Raw genomic sequence first — 16,060 nt, 5'->3', positions numbered from 1 at the left:
CCGGCTTGCCGGCGATGAGGCCGGGCCTGCCAACTCAAAACCCAAAGCCTAACCGCGAGCCTGAGATGACCACCTACACCGCCCCCCTGCGTGACATGCGCTTCATTCTCAAGGACGTCTTCCACGGCCCTGCCTTGTGGGCCCATCTGCCGGCCCTGGCTGAGCGGGTCGACGCCGACACCGCCGACGCCATCCTCGAAGAAGCCGCCAGGCTAACCGGCCAGCTGATCGCCCCGCTCAGCCGCAACGGCGATGAACAGGGCGTGCAGTTCGCCAACGGCCAGGTGCGCACCCCCGACGGTTTCCGCGAGGCCTGGCGCACCTACCGCGAAGGCGGCTGGGTGGGCCTGGGCGGCAACCCCGAGCACGGCGGCATGGGCATGCCGAAGATGCTCGGCGTGCTGTTCGAGGAGATGATGTACGCCGCCGACAGCAGCTTCAGCCTGTACTCGGCCCTCACCGCCGGCAGTTGCCTGGCCATCGACGCCCATGCCAGCGCGAGGCTCAAGGCCACCTTCCTGCCGCCGCTGTACGCAGGCCGCTGGGCCGGCACCATGTGCCTGACCGAACCCCAAGCCGGCACCGACCTGGGCCTGATCCGCAGTCGCGCCGAACCCCAGGCCGACGGCAGCTACCGCATCAGCGGCAGCAAGATCTTCATCACTGGCGGTGAGCAGGACCTCACCGAGAACATCGTCCACCTGGTGCTGGCGCGGCTGCCGGATGCGCCGGTCGGGCCCAAGGGCATTTCGCTGTTCCTGGTGCCCAAGTACCTGGTGAACGACGACGGCAGCCTGGGGGCGCGCAATCCGGCCCACTGTGGCTCGATCGAGCACAAGATGGGCATCAAGGCCTCGGCCACCTGCGTGATGAACTTCGACCAGGCCGAGGGTTACCTGGTCGGTGAGTCGAACAAGGGCCTGGCCGCGATGTTTACCATGATGAACTACGAGCGGCTGTCCATTGGCATCCAGGGCATCGGCTGCGCCGAGGCCTCTTACCAGAGCGCTGCGGGCTATGCCAACGAGCGTCTGCAGAGCCGCTCGGCGGCCGGTGTGCAAGCCCCAGAGCGCAGCGCCGACCCGATCATCGTGCATGGCGATGTGCGGCGCATGCTGCTGACTATGCGCACCCTCACCGAGGGCGGCCGCGCCTTCGCCGTGTATGTCGGCCAGCAGTTGGACATCGCCCGCTACGCCGAGGATGCCGGCGAGCGCGAACGGGCGCAGCGCCAGGTAGCGTTGCTCACGCCAGTGGCCAAGGCGTTCTTCACCGACAATGGCCTGGAGAGCTGCGTGCTCGGCCAGCAGGTGTTCGGCGGCCACGGCTATATTCGCGAGTGGGGCCAGGAGCAGCGAGTGCGGGACGTGCGCATCGCGCAGATCTACGAGGGCACCAACGGCATCCAGGCGCTCGACCTGCTCGGGCGCAAGGTGCTGGCCGACGGCCGCCAGGCCTTGGCTGGCCTGGCAGCGGAAATCCGTGCCTGGTGCGTCGATGCTCCGCTGCACCGGGAAGCGCTGTTGGCAGCACTGGTGCGCCTGGAGCGCGTCAGCCAATGGCTGCAGGTACAGGCAAGTGACGAACCGAACCTGGTCAACGCCTCGGCGGTGGAGTACCTGCACCTGTTCGGCCTGACCGCCTACGCCTACATGTGGGCGCGCATGGCCAACACCGCGCAGGCGCTGCAGGCCGAGGATCCGGCTTTCCATGGCGCCAAGCTGGCGTGCGCGGAGTTCTTTTTCCAGCGGTTGTTGCCTCGTACCCAGGCTCTGGAGGACAGCATCAAAGCGGGTAGCCAGAGCTTGTATAAAATGTCGCCCGAGCAGTTCTGAGGCGTGCTTGGAGTGGAAATTGCCAGCGTCCGGGTTGCCCTGAGGCAGGGCGACCCGGACGCTGGCAGTGCGACTTAGAACGCCGTAACGGGCAAGGCCATGATACTGCTGGCGCCATTGATGATCGTGTCATGCTGGCCGTGGATTGCTCTTGTCTAGGTGCCGCGTCTTGCTGACCACGTAGCGCCAGTCGGCGCTGATCAGATCGACATCCTCCCAGCGCATTTTGACAAGTTCGCCCGGGCGCACTGGCAGCATCACCAGCAGGCGCATTGCGGTGGTCACGCTGCTCGCATCTAGTTCATCCAGGCGCAACAGGAACTGACCCAAATCTGCCGGTCGTTCGATCGCTGGATTGCTGGTGACTACGTGGCGGATCTTGAGCTCCTCGGTGTTGCTCAGCGCCACGTTGCGTTCCACCCAGCCCCTGCCTTCAGCGAAGCCGAGTACGGCGCGAATGATGGTGCGAACGCGCTTGGCCATGGCCATCGTCCGAGCACGGCGCAGCGTATTGATGATCGAAGTGATGTGTTCAAGTCTGATCTCGGTGACTGGTTTTTCGCCGATGGCCGGCAAGATGTGATTGCGCAGTGCGCCGCGAAACCCTGCAATGGACTTGCTGACCAAATCCGGAGATTTGAAATTCATCCACTCTTCGGCCACGTAGGCAAACGTACGCGCCTCGTTGAGCCATTGTGCCTCGATCTTGGCTTTTTTTGCTTTGAGTGGGTCGATGTGATTGGCCACGCTATTGCGCGCTGTCCGGGCGAGCTCACGGGCTTCCTTCAAGCCCACATCCGGATACCTGCCGATCACGAATACGTTTTCCTTGCCGCGAAGACGGTACTTCAGTCGCCAGTGCCGGGAGGGTGACTTGCCAGGCTTGAGCGAGGCAAGCACCTGTAGATACAGACCCGGTACGTCGCCATCGGCGTACTTTCCTGGTGTGGTCAGCGAACGGATGAAGGCATCGCTGAGCTTTGGAAGGAAAGGAGGTGGTTTGTCGGGGGGCATGGTGTGGGGATATCTTTTTTAATCTGGGCTTGATGTACCCCCGAGATACCCCCAGTCAAGCTGGAATTGAGTGGATTCTGACGGATGGCTATGGATGGAGAATATTTCTAACTATATGAATTTAAAGGCTTTATGGCGCTTGGGGGAACTCGGTCAGAGACTGTCGGGGTCGCCGAAAAACATCTGAATCCGCGAGCGTAACCACCGTTCCGCCGGGTCATTGTCCTGCGCCCCGCGCCAGGCCATGTGCAGCTCGAAGCTGCGCACCTCCAGCGGCAGGTCTTCCGCGCGCAACCCACCCGCCGCGGTCAGCGCATCGGCGGTGTAGTCCGGCACCGTGGCGACGATATCGGTCCCCGCCAGCAAACTCCCCAATCCGTTGAACTGCGGCACCGCCAGCACCACATGACGCTTGCGGCCGATCTCGTCCAGCGCCTCGTCGATGAACCCCGAGAGGTCGCCGGCGAATGACACCAGGGCATGGGGGCGGGCGCAGAAGTCATCCAGGGTGATGCTGCCGGGCATGCTGTCGGCGCGTAGCAGCTTGGGCATGCTGCGGCGCAGCACCTTGCGCTTGGCGTTGGCGGGGAGTTCACTGGTGTAGCTCACGCCCACCGAGATCTCGCCCGAGGCCAGCAGGGTGGGCATCAGCAGGTAGTTGACCCGGCGCACCACCAGGACGATGCCGGGGGCTTCGGCGCGGATGCGCTTGAGCAGCTGCGGCAGCAGGGCGAATTCGGCGTCGTCCGACAGACCGATGCGGAACACCGCGTTGCTGGTCGCCGGGTCGAACTCGGCGGCGCGGCTGACGGCGGTGGAGATCGAGTCCAGCGCCGGCGACAGCAGGGCGAAGATTTCGTGGGCCCGTGCCGACGGTTCCATGCTGCGGCCGGTGCGCACGAACAGCGGGTCGTCAAACAGGTTGCGCAGGCGCGAAAGCGCGGCGCTGATCGCCGGCTGGCCGAGGAACAGTTTCTCGGCGGCGCGGGTAACGCTGCGTTCGTGCATGAGCGTTTCGAACACGATCAACAGGTTGAGGTCTACGCGACGCAAGTCGTTACGATTCATTCGATGCGGCTCGCCAGAAGTGGGGCAGGGGTGAATCTTAAGGCCAAAGGCTGGTACCCTGCACCGATTTCCGGGTGCCAATGCACAGAATTGTCAGGGGCCCAATCAATGACAGGCATGTCGACTATTAACAGCCACTGATGGTCCAACCGTGAAAGCCCGGATAAAGTCCGTGGTAATACGAGATTCACACAGGCGAGGTATGCGATGTCCCGCATGATCCGTTTCCACAAGTTCGGCCAAGCCGATGTGCTCCGATGCGAGGAGCAGGCCGAACCGTCCCCGGCTGCAGGCGAGGTGCAGATCCGCGTCGAGGCGATCGGCGTCAGCTGGTACGACGTGCTCTGGCGGCAGAACCTGGCGCCGTCCCAGGCGCGGCTGCCGGCCGGTATCGGCCACGAGATGGCCGGCGTGGTTACCGCCGTGGGCGAGGGTGTGGACGATATCGCGGTGGGCGATCGGGTCGCCAGCTTCCCGGCCACCAGCGCCAACGACCACCCGGTTTACGGCGACGTGATCGTCCTGCCGCGCAGCGCCATCACCCGTTACCCGGATGTGCTGACCCCGATTGAGGCCAGCGTGCACTACACGCCCCTGCTGATCGCCTATTTCGCCTACGTCGACCTGGCCCGGGCCAAGGCCGGGCAGACCGCGCTGGTCACCGATGCCAGCCACTGCGCGGGGCCGGCCTTCGTGCAACTGGGCAAGGCCCTGGGGTTGAAGGTGATCGCCGCCACCAAGGAGCCCGAGCAGCGCGAGTACCTGCTGGGGCTGGGCGCGGACAAGGTGATCGTCACCGAGGAACAGGACCTGCTGATGCAGATCGGCAAGTACACCGATGGGCGTGGCGTGGACATGGTCCTTGACGGCATGGGTGGCCCACAGATGTCACTGCTCGGCGATGTCCTGGCACCGCGTGGCAGCCTGGTGCTGTACGGCCTGCAGGGCGGCAACCAGACGCCGTTCCCGGCCTGCGCGGCGTTCCAGAAAAACATCCAGTTCCATGTGCACTGCATCGGCAACTTCACCGGCAAGCCGGAGCTGGGCATCGCCCAGGACCAGGTGGCCCTGCAGCGTGCGTTGCGCGACATCAACCAGTTCACCGCCGACCAACTGCTGACGCCGCAGATCATCAAGGTGTATCCGTTCGAGCAGGTGGTCGAGGCGCACCGGCACATGGACGAGTGTCCGTGTGGTGGGCGGGTGGTGCTGGACATGGGGGCGCACTGATCGGGCGATGAAGAAGCTCTCAGGATATTCACGCTCCCGCAGGGGAGCGTGCAGCCTGCAGGGCTGAGACATCAGCCAGTTTTTGCTAAATGTCCTACTGGGGTTTGGGAGGTTTCCTTCAAGCTCGGTTTGCTATTCATCTGCCAGAATCGGACTTCAACTCGAAGCCGTCAGGGAGATGGAGCGATAGCATGACCGAGACTCACGACCAAGCCATGCATTATGTCTACCAGCAAGTCCTGCAGCGCCTGCTGGAGCACATGACCCAGGCCCAGCGCGCCTCGGTGCAGCTGTTGGTCCAGCGATTGCTGGTCGTCGCCGGCGGCCAGGAATACGTCGGTAACGTCCGGGTGCTGGTGCTGCACGGCGTTGACCGACGCAGCGCGCACCTGCTGGCCTGCCTGCGCGCCGCGCAGTTGAGCATCGCCCTGCGCCATGGTGCCACCTTCCGCCTGCGGGTGCTGGCGGCCCGTTTGCCAACCCTCGACGACACCGCCCTTGCCCTTCACGACCGCTGTTTCAGCGCGCTGTTCCTGCACGACGACCCGCGGGTAGAGCTACTGCGTGCGGATGGCGGGCGGCTCGGCCCGTTCGGCGCTCGCCAGGCCTGCTCGGCCGAACAACTGACCGAGACGGGCAACGCCTGGCTGCTGTTCGGTCATCTGGTCGGCGGTCAGCCGGACGCGCTGCTCGGTGCCAGGGGTTACCTGGAGCTGGCTAACGGCTTGGGCCAGGCACTGATGGAGGAGGCCGGCGAGCAGATCCTGATCAGCGCCGAGCCGTTCGCTCAACGCCATCGCCTGCTGGCCTGGGGGCGGCGCTGCCTGCGCCATACCGTGGAGGTGGCCCACGCCCTGACGCCCCACAATGTGCTGGCAGCGGGCCTCGAGCAGTTAGGCAAGGTGCTGGCCGATCCCTGGCAACCGCCGACTTCACCCGTGCTGCGCCAGCCTGGCGGCGAGCCGCGGCTGGTGATGGTTGAGGACCTGTTGCGCCACCCGGACGACGGTGAGCTGCTGGACCGCATGCTCGGCCGGCAGGACGCCCTGGGCAGGCACGCCCAGGGGCCGTCAGGGCTGTTCGATCCCTTGCCGTTGGCCCACCTGCATGGGCTCAAGGCGCAGTACCTGAATCAGCGCAGCTATCGCGAAGGCACGCAGGCGTTCTTCCAGCGTTTTGGCCAACCGTCGGTTGCCTGGCCACAGGGGCGGGCCTTGCGCAGCGAGGCACAGGCACGCCTGGCTGGCGCCTATGACGTGAACGAGGCGCAACTGGTCTGCCAGCTGTTCACCCCGTTCGAGGCGCAGGGGCACAACTTAGAGACCTTTGTGCTGCGCTGTCATCCAGGGATGCGTGTCGCGCTGCCGTATCTGCACCGCGCCTTGCAGGGGCTCCCTTGCCCGGAACCGGTTAGCCAGTGGCTGGTTGAAACCAGTGGCCTGCAGCTCACGCAACTGCGGGGGGTGTATGCTGGCACGCTCAGCCTCCACGCCCGGCGCCTGTTCCAGCTGTTGGGCCGGCGCGATCAGTGGTTGCGGCCCCTGTCAGCCAGTCCGAGCGGCGGCTTTGCGCCATTGCGCGCGGTCGATTAGTCCTGTTGTCGTGGCGAGCACGAGTACTGATCGCGTGACCGTCGATCCAGCGCGCTTGCCCACGACTGCGGCCTGTATGTATAACCAGTGCTTGTTCATCACACCTGACTTGCACCGTGATCGCCCACTCCGTCGATGATCCCCTGTACTACCTGCACAACTTTCGCCAGGTCCTGAGCTGGGTCGGGCAGCGCTATGCCGACCTGCTGGACCGCAACGAGCATGGATTCATCCAGGTTTTCAGCCAACTGCCGGTACCCAGCCAAGCTGTGCTGGTGCGCATGGTCATGCGCAAGGGCGAGCTGTTTCGCAGCGACAAGCTCGCCTATGCCGAGATCGGCGAAACCGAGGCGGCTCTGGCGCCGTTGCTGGTGCTGGGCTGGGTGGTCGACGATGCGCCGGTGACGGTGGAGCAACTGTGGGCGTTGCTGCGCAAGGACGAGCTGGCGACATGCTTCGCAGGGCGGCTTCCCCGCCCGCGCGCTGGCAAGGGCGACTTGCTGGAGCAGTTGCAGGCCCTGGGCTTGCCGCCAGGCCCGCTGGCCCAGTGGTGTCCCGGTTTCCCGGTGCGGATCCTGCACTGGCGCCGGCAGCCGTTGTGCGACCGTCTGCGCCTGCTGTTCTTCGGCAACCTCTACCAGAGCTGGTCGGACTTCGTGCTGGCCGACCTGGGCGTGTTCCGCTATGAACAGGTGGCGTTCAGCGACGACTCGCGGGCCTTGCGCCAGCGCTCCGAGGTCGATCTGGCCATCGCCCTGCACCAGTGTGCCGAGCGTCTGGAGCAGGGCGCCGCGCCTGCCGAGCTGCTCGCGGCGCTGGACGGATTCGACGACAGCAACCCCTGGCTGGCCAGGCGCCGGGCGCGCCTGCTGTTCAGCCTCGGCCAGCAATGCGAGCGCCTGGGGGACTGGGACTTGGCACTGGGGATCTACGCCGAGTGCGCGCACCCCGAGGCACGTATCCGCCAGGTCCGGGTCTACGAGCGCAGCGAGCAATGGCCGCAGGCTCACGCTTTGGCCCAGCATATGGCCCTGGCACCCGCCAACGCCCTGGAGCGTCAGGCCCTGGAACGCCTGCTGCCACGCCTGGTGCGCAAGCTGGGCGGTCCGGCACAGCCGCGCCGGCGCAGCGAGGCGGTGATGCTGATCGAACTGGAACTGCCGACGGAACTTGCGTCACTGGGAGTGGAAGAGGCGGTGCGTCAGCACCTGGAGCAGGAAGGCGGCAGTGTTCACTATGTCGAGAACTCCCTGTTCAACAGTCTGTTCGGCCTGCTGTGCTGGGAGGCGGTCTTCGCCCCGGTGCCGGGGGCGTTCTTCCACCCGTTCCAGAGCGGGCCTCAGGACTTGCACGACGTCGACTTCCAGCAGCGCCGCGCGGCACTGTTCGACGTCTGCCTCGGGCGCCTGGACGATGGCAGTCATCGCCAGGCCATCCTTGACTGCTTCCAGGCCAAGAAGGGCCTGCAGTCGCCTTTCGTGTTCTGGCAGATGCTCGATGAGGCGCTGCTCGAACAGGCACTCGACTACCTGCCGCCCGCGCACCTGAAGGCCTGCTTCCTGCGCCTGCTGCAGGATATCCGCGCCAACCGCGCCGGCATGCCTGACCTGATCCAGTTCTGGCCGGGGCAGGGCGGTTACCGCATGGTTGAGGTCAAGGGGCCGGGCGATCGCCTGCAGGACAACCAACTGCGCTGGCTCGAGTTCTGCCATGCCCACGGTCTGCCGGTCGCGGTGTGCCATGTGCGTTGGAAGGGGGGCGTATCGGTATGAGCTACACCGTGGCCGTGCGCGCACTGTGTGAGTTCAGCGCCAAGGTCGGCGACCTCGACCTGCGTTTCACCCCGTCGCCCACCGCCCAGGAGGGCATCGCCGGGCACCGTCGGGTGGTGGCGCGGCGCGCCGCTGGTTATGAGTCGGAGGTGGCGCTGGAGGGCGAGTACCAGGGGCTGCGGGTACGCGGCCGCGCCGATGGCTACGACCCGGCGCGCAACCGTCTGGAGGAAATCAAGACCCACCGCGGCGACCTGGCCCGGCAGCCCGACAACCATCGTCAACTGCACTGGGCCCAGGCCAAGGTCTACGCCTGGTTGCTGTGCCAGGCCCGGCAGTTGCCGGCGATCGATGTGGCGCTGGTCTATCTCGATGTCGACAGTGATGGCCAGACGCTGATCAGCGAGGGTTATCAAGCCGATGACCTGAAGCGCTTCTTCGAGACCCAGTGCCAGCGTTTTTTGGCCTGGGCGCAGGCGCAAGAGCAGCGGCTGAGCGAGCGGGACCGGGATCTTGGCGCGTTGACATTTCCCTATCCCGAATTCAGGCAGGGCCAGCGCCAACTGGCCGAGACGCTGTACAAGGCCGTGAGCACCGGCCGCTGTCTGATGGCCCAGGCCAGCACCGGTATCGGCAAGACCCTCGGCACCCTGTTTCCGCTGCTCAAGGCCGTGGTGCCGCAGCAGTTGGACAAGCTCTACTTTCTCACCGCCAAGACCCCGGGCCGGGCCCTGGCCCTCGATGCACTGCGCCAGATCACCCGGGCGTCGCCGCAGCCGGCGCTGCGCAGCCTTGAACTGATCGCCCGCGACAAGGCCTGCGAGCACCCCGAAAACGCCTGCCATGGTGAGTCCTGCCCCTTGGCGCGAGGTTTCTACGAGCGCCTGCCGGCCGCCCGCGAAGCCGCCGCGCAGGTGCCGCTGCTCGACCGCGCCAACCTGCGCGAGGTGGCCCTGGCGCATCAGGTCTGCCCCTATTACCTGGCCCAGGAAATGGCGCGCTGGGTCGACCTGCTGGTGGCCGACTACAACTACTACTTCGACGCTCATGCCCTGCTGTTCGGCCTGGCCCAGGCCAACCAATGGCGCACGGCGGTGCTGGTGGACGAGGCGCACAACCTGGTGGAGCGGGGACGGCAGATGTACAGTGCCAGCCTTGACCAGGGCCAGTTGCTGGCACTGCGCCAGAGCAAGCCGGCCGGACTCGGCAGTGCCCTCGACCGACTCAACCGGCAGTGGAACGCGCTGTACAAGGCCCAGGTGGCGCCGTATCAAGCCAGCGAACAACTGCCGGACGCCTTCCTGCGTGCCCTGCAGCAATGCATCGGGCTGATCCAGGAACGCATGAACCAGGCGCCCGCCGAGGTCGAGCCCAAGGTGCTGGAGTTCTTCTTCCAGGCCCTGCAGTTCAGCCGCATCGCCGAGCTGTTCGATGAGCACTTCCTGTTCGATATCAGCCCGCGCAACGGCCCACGGGGGCGGCGCCTGGCCACGTTGTGCCTGCGCAACGTGGTGCCGGCGCGGCTGCTGGGGCCGCGAATGAGCGCGGCGCGCAGCGTCACGCTGTTTTCCGCCACGCTCAATCCGCGGCACTTCTACAGCGACCTGCTGGGCATGCCCGCCGACACGGCCTGGCTGGAGGTCGCCGCGCCGTTCCGCGCCGAGCAGTTGCAGGTGCGCATCGTCAGCGAGGTGTCCACCCGCTACCAGCAGCGCCAGGCGTCGCTTGCGCCGATTGTCGAACTCATCGCCGCCCAGTTCACCCGCCAGCCGGGCAACTACCTGGCCTTTTTCAGCAGTTTCGAATACCTGGAGCAGGTGGCGCGACTGCTGGCCGAGCGCTATCCGGTACTGCCGATCTGGTGCCAGGCGCCCGGCATGGACGAGGCCGGGCGCGAGGCCTTCCTGGCGCGGTTCGTGGAGCACGGGCAGGGGGTGGGCTTCGCCGTGCTCGGCGGCGCCTTCGGCGAGGGCGTGGACCTGCCCGGCACGCGCCTGATCGGCGCCTTCGTCGCCACCCTCGGGCTGCCCCAGGTCAACCCGGTCAACGAGCAGTTCAAGCAGCGCCTGGGCCGCCAGTTCGGCGCCGGTTTCGACTACGCGTACCTGTACCCGGGCGTGCGCAAGGTGATCCAGGCCGCCGGCCGGGTGATCCGCGGCGACCAGGACCGTGGCGTGCTGATGCTGATCGACGAACGCTTCGCCGAGCCCCGGGTGCGGCAGATGTTCCCCAGCTGGTGGCAACTGGGGTGAACGCCGCCATCGCCTGGCGCTGAAACTCCCAGTACACTGCGCGTTCCAACACCTACTTCTGTTGATTTCGAGGTTCCGCATGACGCTCAGTCCTTTGGCAGGCAAGCCGGCTCCGGCCAGCGTGCTGGTCGATATTCCCCGCCTGTTGACCGCCTACTACACCGGCCGTCCCGACGCCGCGGTTGCGGCCCAGCGCGTGGCCTTCGGCACCTCGGGCCACCGCGGCACGTCGTTCGATCTGAGCTTCAACGAGTACCACGTGCTGGCGATCACCCAGGCTATCTGCCTGTATCGCCAGGAAAAGGGCATCGATGGCCCACTGTTCATCGGCGCCGACACCCACGCGCTGTCGGCGCCGGCCGCGGCCAGCGCCCTGGAAGTGCTGGCCGCCAACGGCGTGCAGGTGATGCTGAGCCAGGATGACGAGTACACCCCGACCCCGGCGGTGTCCCACGCTATCCTCTGCTACAACCGTGGCCGCCAGCAGGGCCTCGCCGACGGCATCGTCATCACACCGTCGCACAACCCGCCGCAGAGCGGCGGCTTCAAGTACAACCCGCCCAACGGCGGCCCGGCCGACAGCGACGTGACCAAGTGGATCGAGGCCAAGGCCAACGAGCTGCTGGCGGCGAACCTGGCCGGTGTCAAGCGCATGGACTACAAGCAGGCGCTGGCGGCACCCACCACCCAGCGTCACGACTACGTCAGCAGCTACGTCGCCGACCTGGAAAACGTCATCGACTTCGAGGTAATCCGTGGCGCCAACTTGCGCCTGGGCGTCGATCCACTGGGCGGCGCCGGGGTGCGCTACTGGTCGGCCATCGCCGAGCGCTACCAGCTGAACCTGGAAGTGGTGAACACCGAGGTCGACCCGACCTTCCGCTTCATGACCGTCGACTGGGACGGCCAGATCCGCATGGACCCATCCTCGCCGTACGCCATGCAGGGCCTGATCGGCCTGCGCGAGCGCTTCGACGTGGCTTTCGCCTGCGACCCCGACCACGACCGTCACGGCATCGTCACTGCCGATGGCCTGCTGCAACCGAACAACTACCTGGCCGTGGCCATCGACTACTTGTACCGCAACCGCCCGCAATGGCGTAGAGACGCGGCCGTGGGCAAGACCGTGGTCTCCAGTGGCCTGATCGACCGGGTCACCGCCGCGCTGGGCCGTGACCTGTACGAAGTGCCGGTTGGCTTCAAGTTCTTCGCCCAAGGCCTGTTCGACGGCTCGCTGGGCTTTGGCGGCGAGGAGAGCGCCGGCGCCTCGTTCCTGCGCAAGGACGGCAGCGTCTGGGCCACCGACAAGGACGGCCTGATTCCAGCGCTGCTGGCGGCCGAAATGACTGCTCGTACCGGGCGCAACCCGAGCCAGATCTACGCCGACCTCACCGCCAAGCTGGGCAAGCCTTACGCCACCCGCGTCGAGGCCAAGGCCGACGCGCGGCAGAAAGCGCTGCTGAGCAAGCTGGCGCCGGAGCAGGTCAAGTCCACCGAGCTGGCCGGCGAACCGATCCAGCAGATCCTCAGCCACGCGCCGGGCAACAATCAGGCCATCGGCGGGCTGAAGGTGATGACCGAGAACGGCTGGTTCGCCGCTCGTCCTTCGGGCACCGAGGACATCTACAAGATCTACGCCGAGAGCTTCATCGACGAGGCGCACCTCAAGCGCCTGGTGGCCGAAGCCCAGGTGCTGGTGGACGCGGCGATCGCCTGATCGTCCGTTGAAGCCAATCGCGGGGCAAGCCCGCTCCCACAAGGCCCATGTACGTTGGCCTTGTGGGAGCGCGCTTGCCCCGCGATGCCTTTGATTGTTCCGTTTGTGGAACGAGCAGTGCTGTTTTTGCTGCCTACCGAATCATTAGTCTCATCTGTAAGGTGATAGCCATCAAACAGGAGGCTTCTCATGAAAAACATCCAGGGTATCCACCGCAGCCCCCACGCTCACTGGGTGGGCGACGGCTTCCCGGTGCGCAGCCTGTTCACCTACGACCACCTGGCCCGGCACATCAGCCCGTTTCTGCTGCTGGACTACGCCGGCCCCCACGACTTCACCCCGACCACGGCCAGGCGTGGCGTCGGCCAGCATCCGCATCGCGGCTTCGAGACGGTGACCATCGTCTACCAGGGCGAACTGGAGCACCGTGACTCCACCGGCGCCGGCGGCCTGATCGGTCCGGGCGATGTGCAATGGATGACCGCCGCGGGCGGCATCATCCACGAGGAGTTCCATTCCCCGGCCTTTGCCCGTAGTGGCGGCACCCTGGAGATGGTGCAACTGTGGGTCAACCTGCCGGCCAAGGACAAGCGTGCCGCGGCGGGTTACCAGACGCTGTTGGCCAACGACATTCCCGTGGTGGCGCTGGCAGGCGAGGCGGGCAGCCTGCGGGTGATTGCCGGACGCTACCTGAATCATCAGGGGCCGGCGCGCACCTTCACCGAGATGGACGTCTGGGACCTGCGGCTGAAGGCCGGCGCGACACTGCAACTGCCCTTGGCCGCCGGGCGCAATGCCGCGCTGGTGGTGCTGCGCGGCAACCTGCGGGTCAACGACGAGCGCGAGGCCGGCCCGGCCAGCCTGGTGCTGCTGGAGCGCGATGGCAGCGATGTGCGCCTCGAGGCGGTGGAGGAGGTCAGCGTGCTGCTGCTCAGCGGCGAGCCGATCGACGAACCCATCGTTGGCTACGGGCCGTTCGTGATGAACAGCCAGGCGGAAATCGCCGAGTCGTTCGATGATTTCCAGGCCGGGCGGTTCGGGCAGATGGGCGGCGTCGAGCGCGGCGCCCGACAATAACAAAGCGTTGACTCCAATCGCCGGCAAGCTGGCACCCACAGGATCTGCGCGATCCCTGTGGGAGCCGGCTTGCCGGCGATTGCTTTTTCAAGGGATCACGGCTGATCCGGCACCACCGCGATCACGTCGATTTCCATCAGCCACTCAGCCTGGGCCAACCCCGCCACCACCAACCCGGTGGAAATCGGGAACACCCCCTTGAGCCACTTGCCCACTTCCTTGTACACCGGCTCGCGGAAGCGCGGGTCGGTGATGTAGGTGGTGGTCTTGACGATATGCGACAGGTCCGAGCCCGCTTCTTCGAGCAGCTGCTTGACGTTCTTCATCGCCTGCTCGGCCTGGGCCCGTGGGTCGCCCAGGCCCACCAGCCGGCCTTCGAAGTCGGTGCCGACCTGACCGCGCACGTAGATGGTGTTGCCGGCCCGCACAGCCTGGCACAGGTCGTTGTCCAGGGTCTGGTTGGGGTAGGTGGCCTTGGTGTTGAACATGCGGATGCGAGTGTGGGTAGGCATCAGAGGGCTCCGAAGGTGCTGACGTTGCTGATCGAGGGTTGCTGCTCATCCGCCGCGCGCTGCTCGCGGTCGCGGTAGGCCAGGTAGGTGCGCTGGGTGGCGATGTGGCCGGCGACGTGCTTGGCGTCGTGCCACACGCCCCAGATGAATGACGAGCCGCGGCGCGACAGCCAGGGCAGGCCGAGGAAGTACACGCCCGGCTCCTTCGATACGCCGCGCTGGTGTTGCGGTTTGCCGTTGGCGTCGAAGGCGTCCACCTGCAACCAGCTGAAATCCACGCCATAGCCGGTGGCCCAGATGATGCTCCTGACGTTGGCCTTGGCGAGGTTGAGTTCCAGCAGCGGCTGGCTGACGCAGGCCGGGTCCGGCAGGCGCTTGCGGGCCTCGGGCTCCTCCGGCAGGTCCAGACCGTTGCGTTCGATATAGGCGTCGGCGGCGTCCAGCAGGGCCAGGTAGTTCTCGTCGCCGCGGTTGATGTTCTCGGCCAGGTTGTCCTGGAAACGGGCCACGCCGCCCTCGAACGACTGGGTCAGGCCGACCAGGGTCATGCCCTGGTGGGCGAGGGCGCGAAAGTCCACGGTGTGGCCGCCGCGGGCGCCGGACACGGCGATGGTCACGTGCTCGCGGCCGGGCTTGGCGATCTCCGCGTCCCACTCGCCGAGCACGCCCAGCCACCAGCAGAAATCGCGGTTGCGGTAGCTGCGCGGCGGACGGTCATGGGCGCCGACCGACAGGTACACCTGGCGCCCGGCACGCATCAGTTCCTCGGCGATCTGCACCCCGGAAGAGCCGGCGCCGACCACCAGCACCGCGCCCTCAGGCAGTTGCTGCGGGTTGAAGTAGGCGGCGGAGTGGATCTGGTGCAGGCCTTCGTCCTTTGGCGCGATGGCCGGGATCACCGGGCGCTGGAACGGGCCGGTGGCGGCCACCACGCGGTTGGCGCGGATCACGCCCTGGTTGGTGTCGATGGTGAAGCCCGGGCGGTCGGCGTTGCGCACCACCTTCCTCACCTCGACCCCGGTGCGTACCGGCAGGTTGTACTTGCGCACGTACTGCTCGAAGTAGTCGGCGACCTGGTCCTTGCCGGCGAAGGCGTCGGCGTCGAGGTCGAATTCCAGGCCCGGGAAGCGGTCGTGCCAGACCGGCCCGTTGGCCACCAGCGAATCCCAGCGTCCGGTGCGCCAGGCCTCGGCGATGCGCTTGCGCTCCAGCACCAGGTGTGGCACGCCGAGCTTGCTCAGGTGTTCGCTCATGGCCACGCCGGCCTGGCCGGCGCCGACCACGAGGGTGTCGATTTCGATGTTGTTCAGTGTCATGTCCCAGCCCTTCTTCAGCGGCGTTCTTGTTCAGGTCGGTGGGGACCGCCTTTGCCTGGGGCCAGACTAGGGATGGGCGGGAAATCGCGAAAATAGTATTTAGTTGGGGCTTGCCGATAAATTGGCGAAGGCTCTGCTGGCAATGGGCTGCAGCGGTTTCTAGGGATTGCGCAGGACCCTGTGGAGCGGCCTTAGTTTTTTCCTGCCCAGTGCCGAGGAAAATGTTGGTTTCGCAGCTCCCGGGGCCCACCGAGAATGCCGGTAACCCCAACACAGGAGCTGCACCATGACCTTCTCCATCATCGGCCGCTGCCAGGAAACCGGCCAGGTCGGCATCGCCATCAGTTCATCGAGCATCGCCGTCGGCGCCCGCTGCCCATGGGTGCGGGCCGGGGTCGGTGCCGTGGCCACCCAGAACATCACCCTGCCGGCCCTCGGCCCGCAGATCCTCGACGCCCTCGAGCAGGGCCAGCTGCCGCCCGCCGCGGCACTGGACCGGGTGCTGAGCGCCAATGGCTGGAGCGAGTATCGCCAGGTCACGGTGATCGACAGCCAGGGCCAGGTAGCGTTGTTCACCGGCAAGGAGGCCCTGGGCGTGCACAACGCCGTGGCCGGCGAACAATGCGCCGCGGCCGGCAACCTGCTGTCGTCGCGGGCGGTGATCGAGGCCATGGT

At 66.2% G+C, this 16,060-nt stretch carries 11 protein-coding genes and 1 pseudogene; 8 read left to right on the top strand and 4 right to left on the bottom strand.

What is annotated here, in order from left to right; translation table 11 throughout:
* Positions 1-65: 65 nt before the first annotated feature.
* A complete protein-coding gene (locus CC207_RS11365; RefSeq protein ID WP_028689349.1) occupies positions 66-1,835 on the top strand; it encodes an acyl-CoA dehydrogenase C-terminal domain-containing protein in 1,770 nt (589 codons plus the stop codon).
* A 147-nt stretch (positions 1,836-1,982) separates the two neighbouring features.
* Here CC207_RS11365 and CC207_RS11360 read toward each other — a convergent pair.
* Both CC207_RS11360 and CC207_RS11355 read right to left on the bottom strand, forming a co-directional pair.
* Positions 1,983-2,849 (bottom strand): annotated as a pseudogene (locus CC207_RS11360) (tyrosine-type recombinase/integrase); the annotation flags it as partial.
* A 153-nt stretch (positions 2,850-3,002) separates the two neighbouring features.
* Positions 3,003-3,917: a LysR family transcriptional regulator gene (locus CC207_RS11355; RefSeq protein ID WP_028689350.1), complete on the bottom strand. Its 915-nt coding sequence runs from the start codon at positions 3,915-3,917 to the stop codon at positions 3,003-3,005.
* 207 nt (positions 3,918-4,124) lie between these two features.
* Here CC207_RS11355 and CC207_RS11350 point away from each other — a divergent pair, with 207 nt between their 5' ends.
* The 6 genes from CC207_RS11350 (at position 4,125) to CC207_RS11325 (ending at position 13,557) form a co-directional block, all read left to right on the top strand.
* A complete protein-coding gene (locus tag CC207_RS11350; RefSeq protein ID WP_062573758.1) occupies positions 4,125-5,147 on the top strand; it encodes a zinc-dependent alcohol dehydrogenase family protein in 1,023 nt (340 codons plus the stop codon).
* Positions 5,148-5,338: 191 nt separating this feature from the next.
* A complete protein-coding gene (locus tag CC207_RS11345; protein ID WP_069017759.1) occupies positions 5,339-6,739 on the top strand; it encodes a hypothetical protein in 1,401 nt (466 codons plus the stop codon).
* A gap of 116 nt (positions 6,740-6,855) precedes the next feature.
* Positions 6,856-8,511, top strand: coding sequence for a VRR-NUC domain-containing protein (locus tag CC207_RS11340; RefSeq protein WP_088852109.1), 1,656 nt, complete (start codon positions 6,856-6,858; stop codon positions 8,509-8,511).
* A complete protein-coding gene (locus tag CC207_RS11335) occupies positions 8,508-10,763 on the top strand; it encodes an ATP-dependent DNA helicase (RefSeq protein WP_088852108.1) in 2,256 nt (751 codons plus the stop codon). The genes CC207_RS11340 and CC207_RS11335 overlap by 4 nt, the downstream gene beginning before the upstream one ends.
* 79 nt (positions 10,764-10,842) lie before the next feature.
* Positions 10,843-12,480 carry a phosphoglucomutase (alpha-D-glucose-1,6-bisphosphate-dependent) gene (gene pgm, locus CC207_RS11330; RefSeq protein WP_088852107.1) on the top strand — a complete coding sequence of 546 codons (1,638 nt, stop codon included), beginning with the start codon at positions 10,843-10,845 and terminating at the stop codon, positions 12,478-12,480.
* 189 nt (positions 12,481-12,669) lie between these two features.
* Entirely contained in the window at positions 12,670-13,557 is an 888-nt protein-coding gene (locus CC207_RS11325; protein ID WP_088852106.1) for a pirin family protein, read from the top strand.
* Positions 13,558-13,652: 95 nt separating this feature from the next.
* Here the strand turns inward: CC207_RS11325 and CC207_RS11320 are convergent, their stop codons facing one another.
* Both CC207_RS11320 and CC207_RS11315 read right to left on the bottom strand, forming a co-directional pair.
* Positions 13,653-14,069 carry a RidA family protein gene (locus tag CC207_RS11320; protein ID WP_028689357.1) on the bottom strand — a complete coding sequence of 139 codons (417 nt, stop codon included), beginning with the start codon at positions 14,067-14,069 and terminating at the stop codon, positions 13,653-13,655.
* The gene (locus CC207_RS11315; RefSeq protein ID WP_036985833.1) at positions 14,069-15,385 is read right to left on the bottom strand and encodes an NAD(P)/FAD-dependent oxidoreductase; all 1,317 of its coding nucleotides are present in this window, start codon (positions 15,383-15,385) and stop codon (positions 14,069-14,071) included. Before CC207_RS11315 ends, CC207_RS11320 begins: the two co-directional genes overlap by 1 nt.
* A gap of 286 nt (positions 15,386-15,671) precedes the next feature.
* Here CC207_RS11315 and CC207_RS27550 point away from each other — a divergent pair.
* The coding region (locus CC207_RS27550; RefSeq protein WP_256582070.1) for a DUF1028 domain-containing protein at positions 15,672-16,060 on the top strand (389 nt) is incomplete at its 3' end.

Source organism: Pseudomonas sp. DrBHI1, assembly GCF_002205115.1.
Taxonomy (GTDB): Bacteria; Pseudomonadota; Gammaproteobacteria; order Pseudomonadales; family Pseudomonadaceae; genus Aquipseudomonas; species Aquipseudomonas mosselii.
The sequence above is the reverse complement of the archived record's forward strand: the minus strand, read 5'-3'. Positions and strand labels throughout refer to the sequence as shown.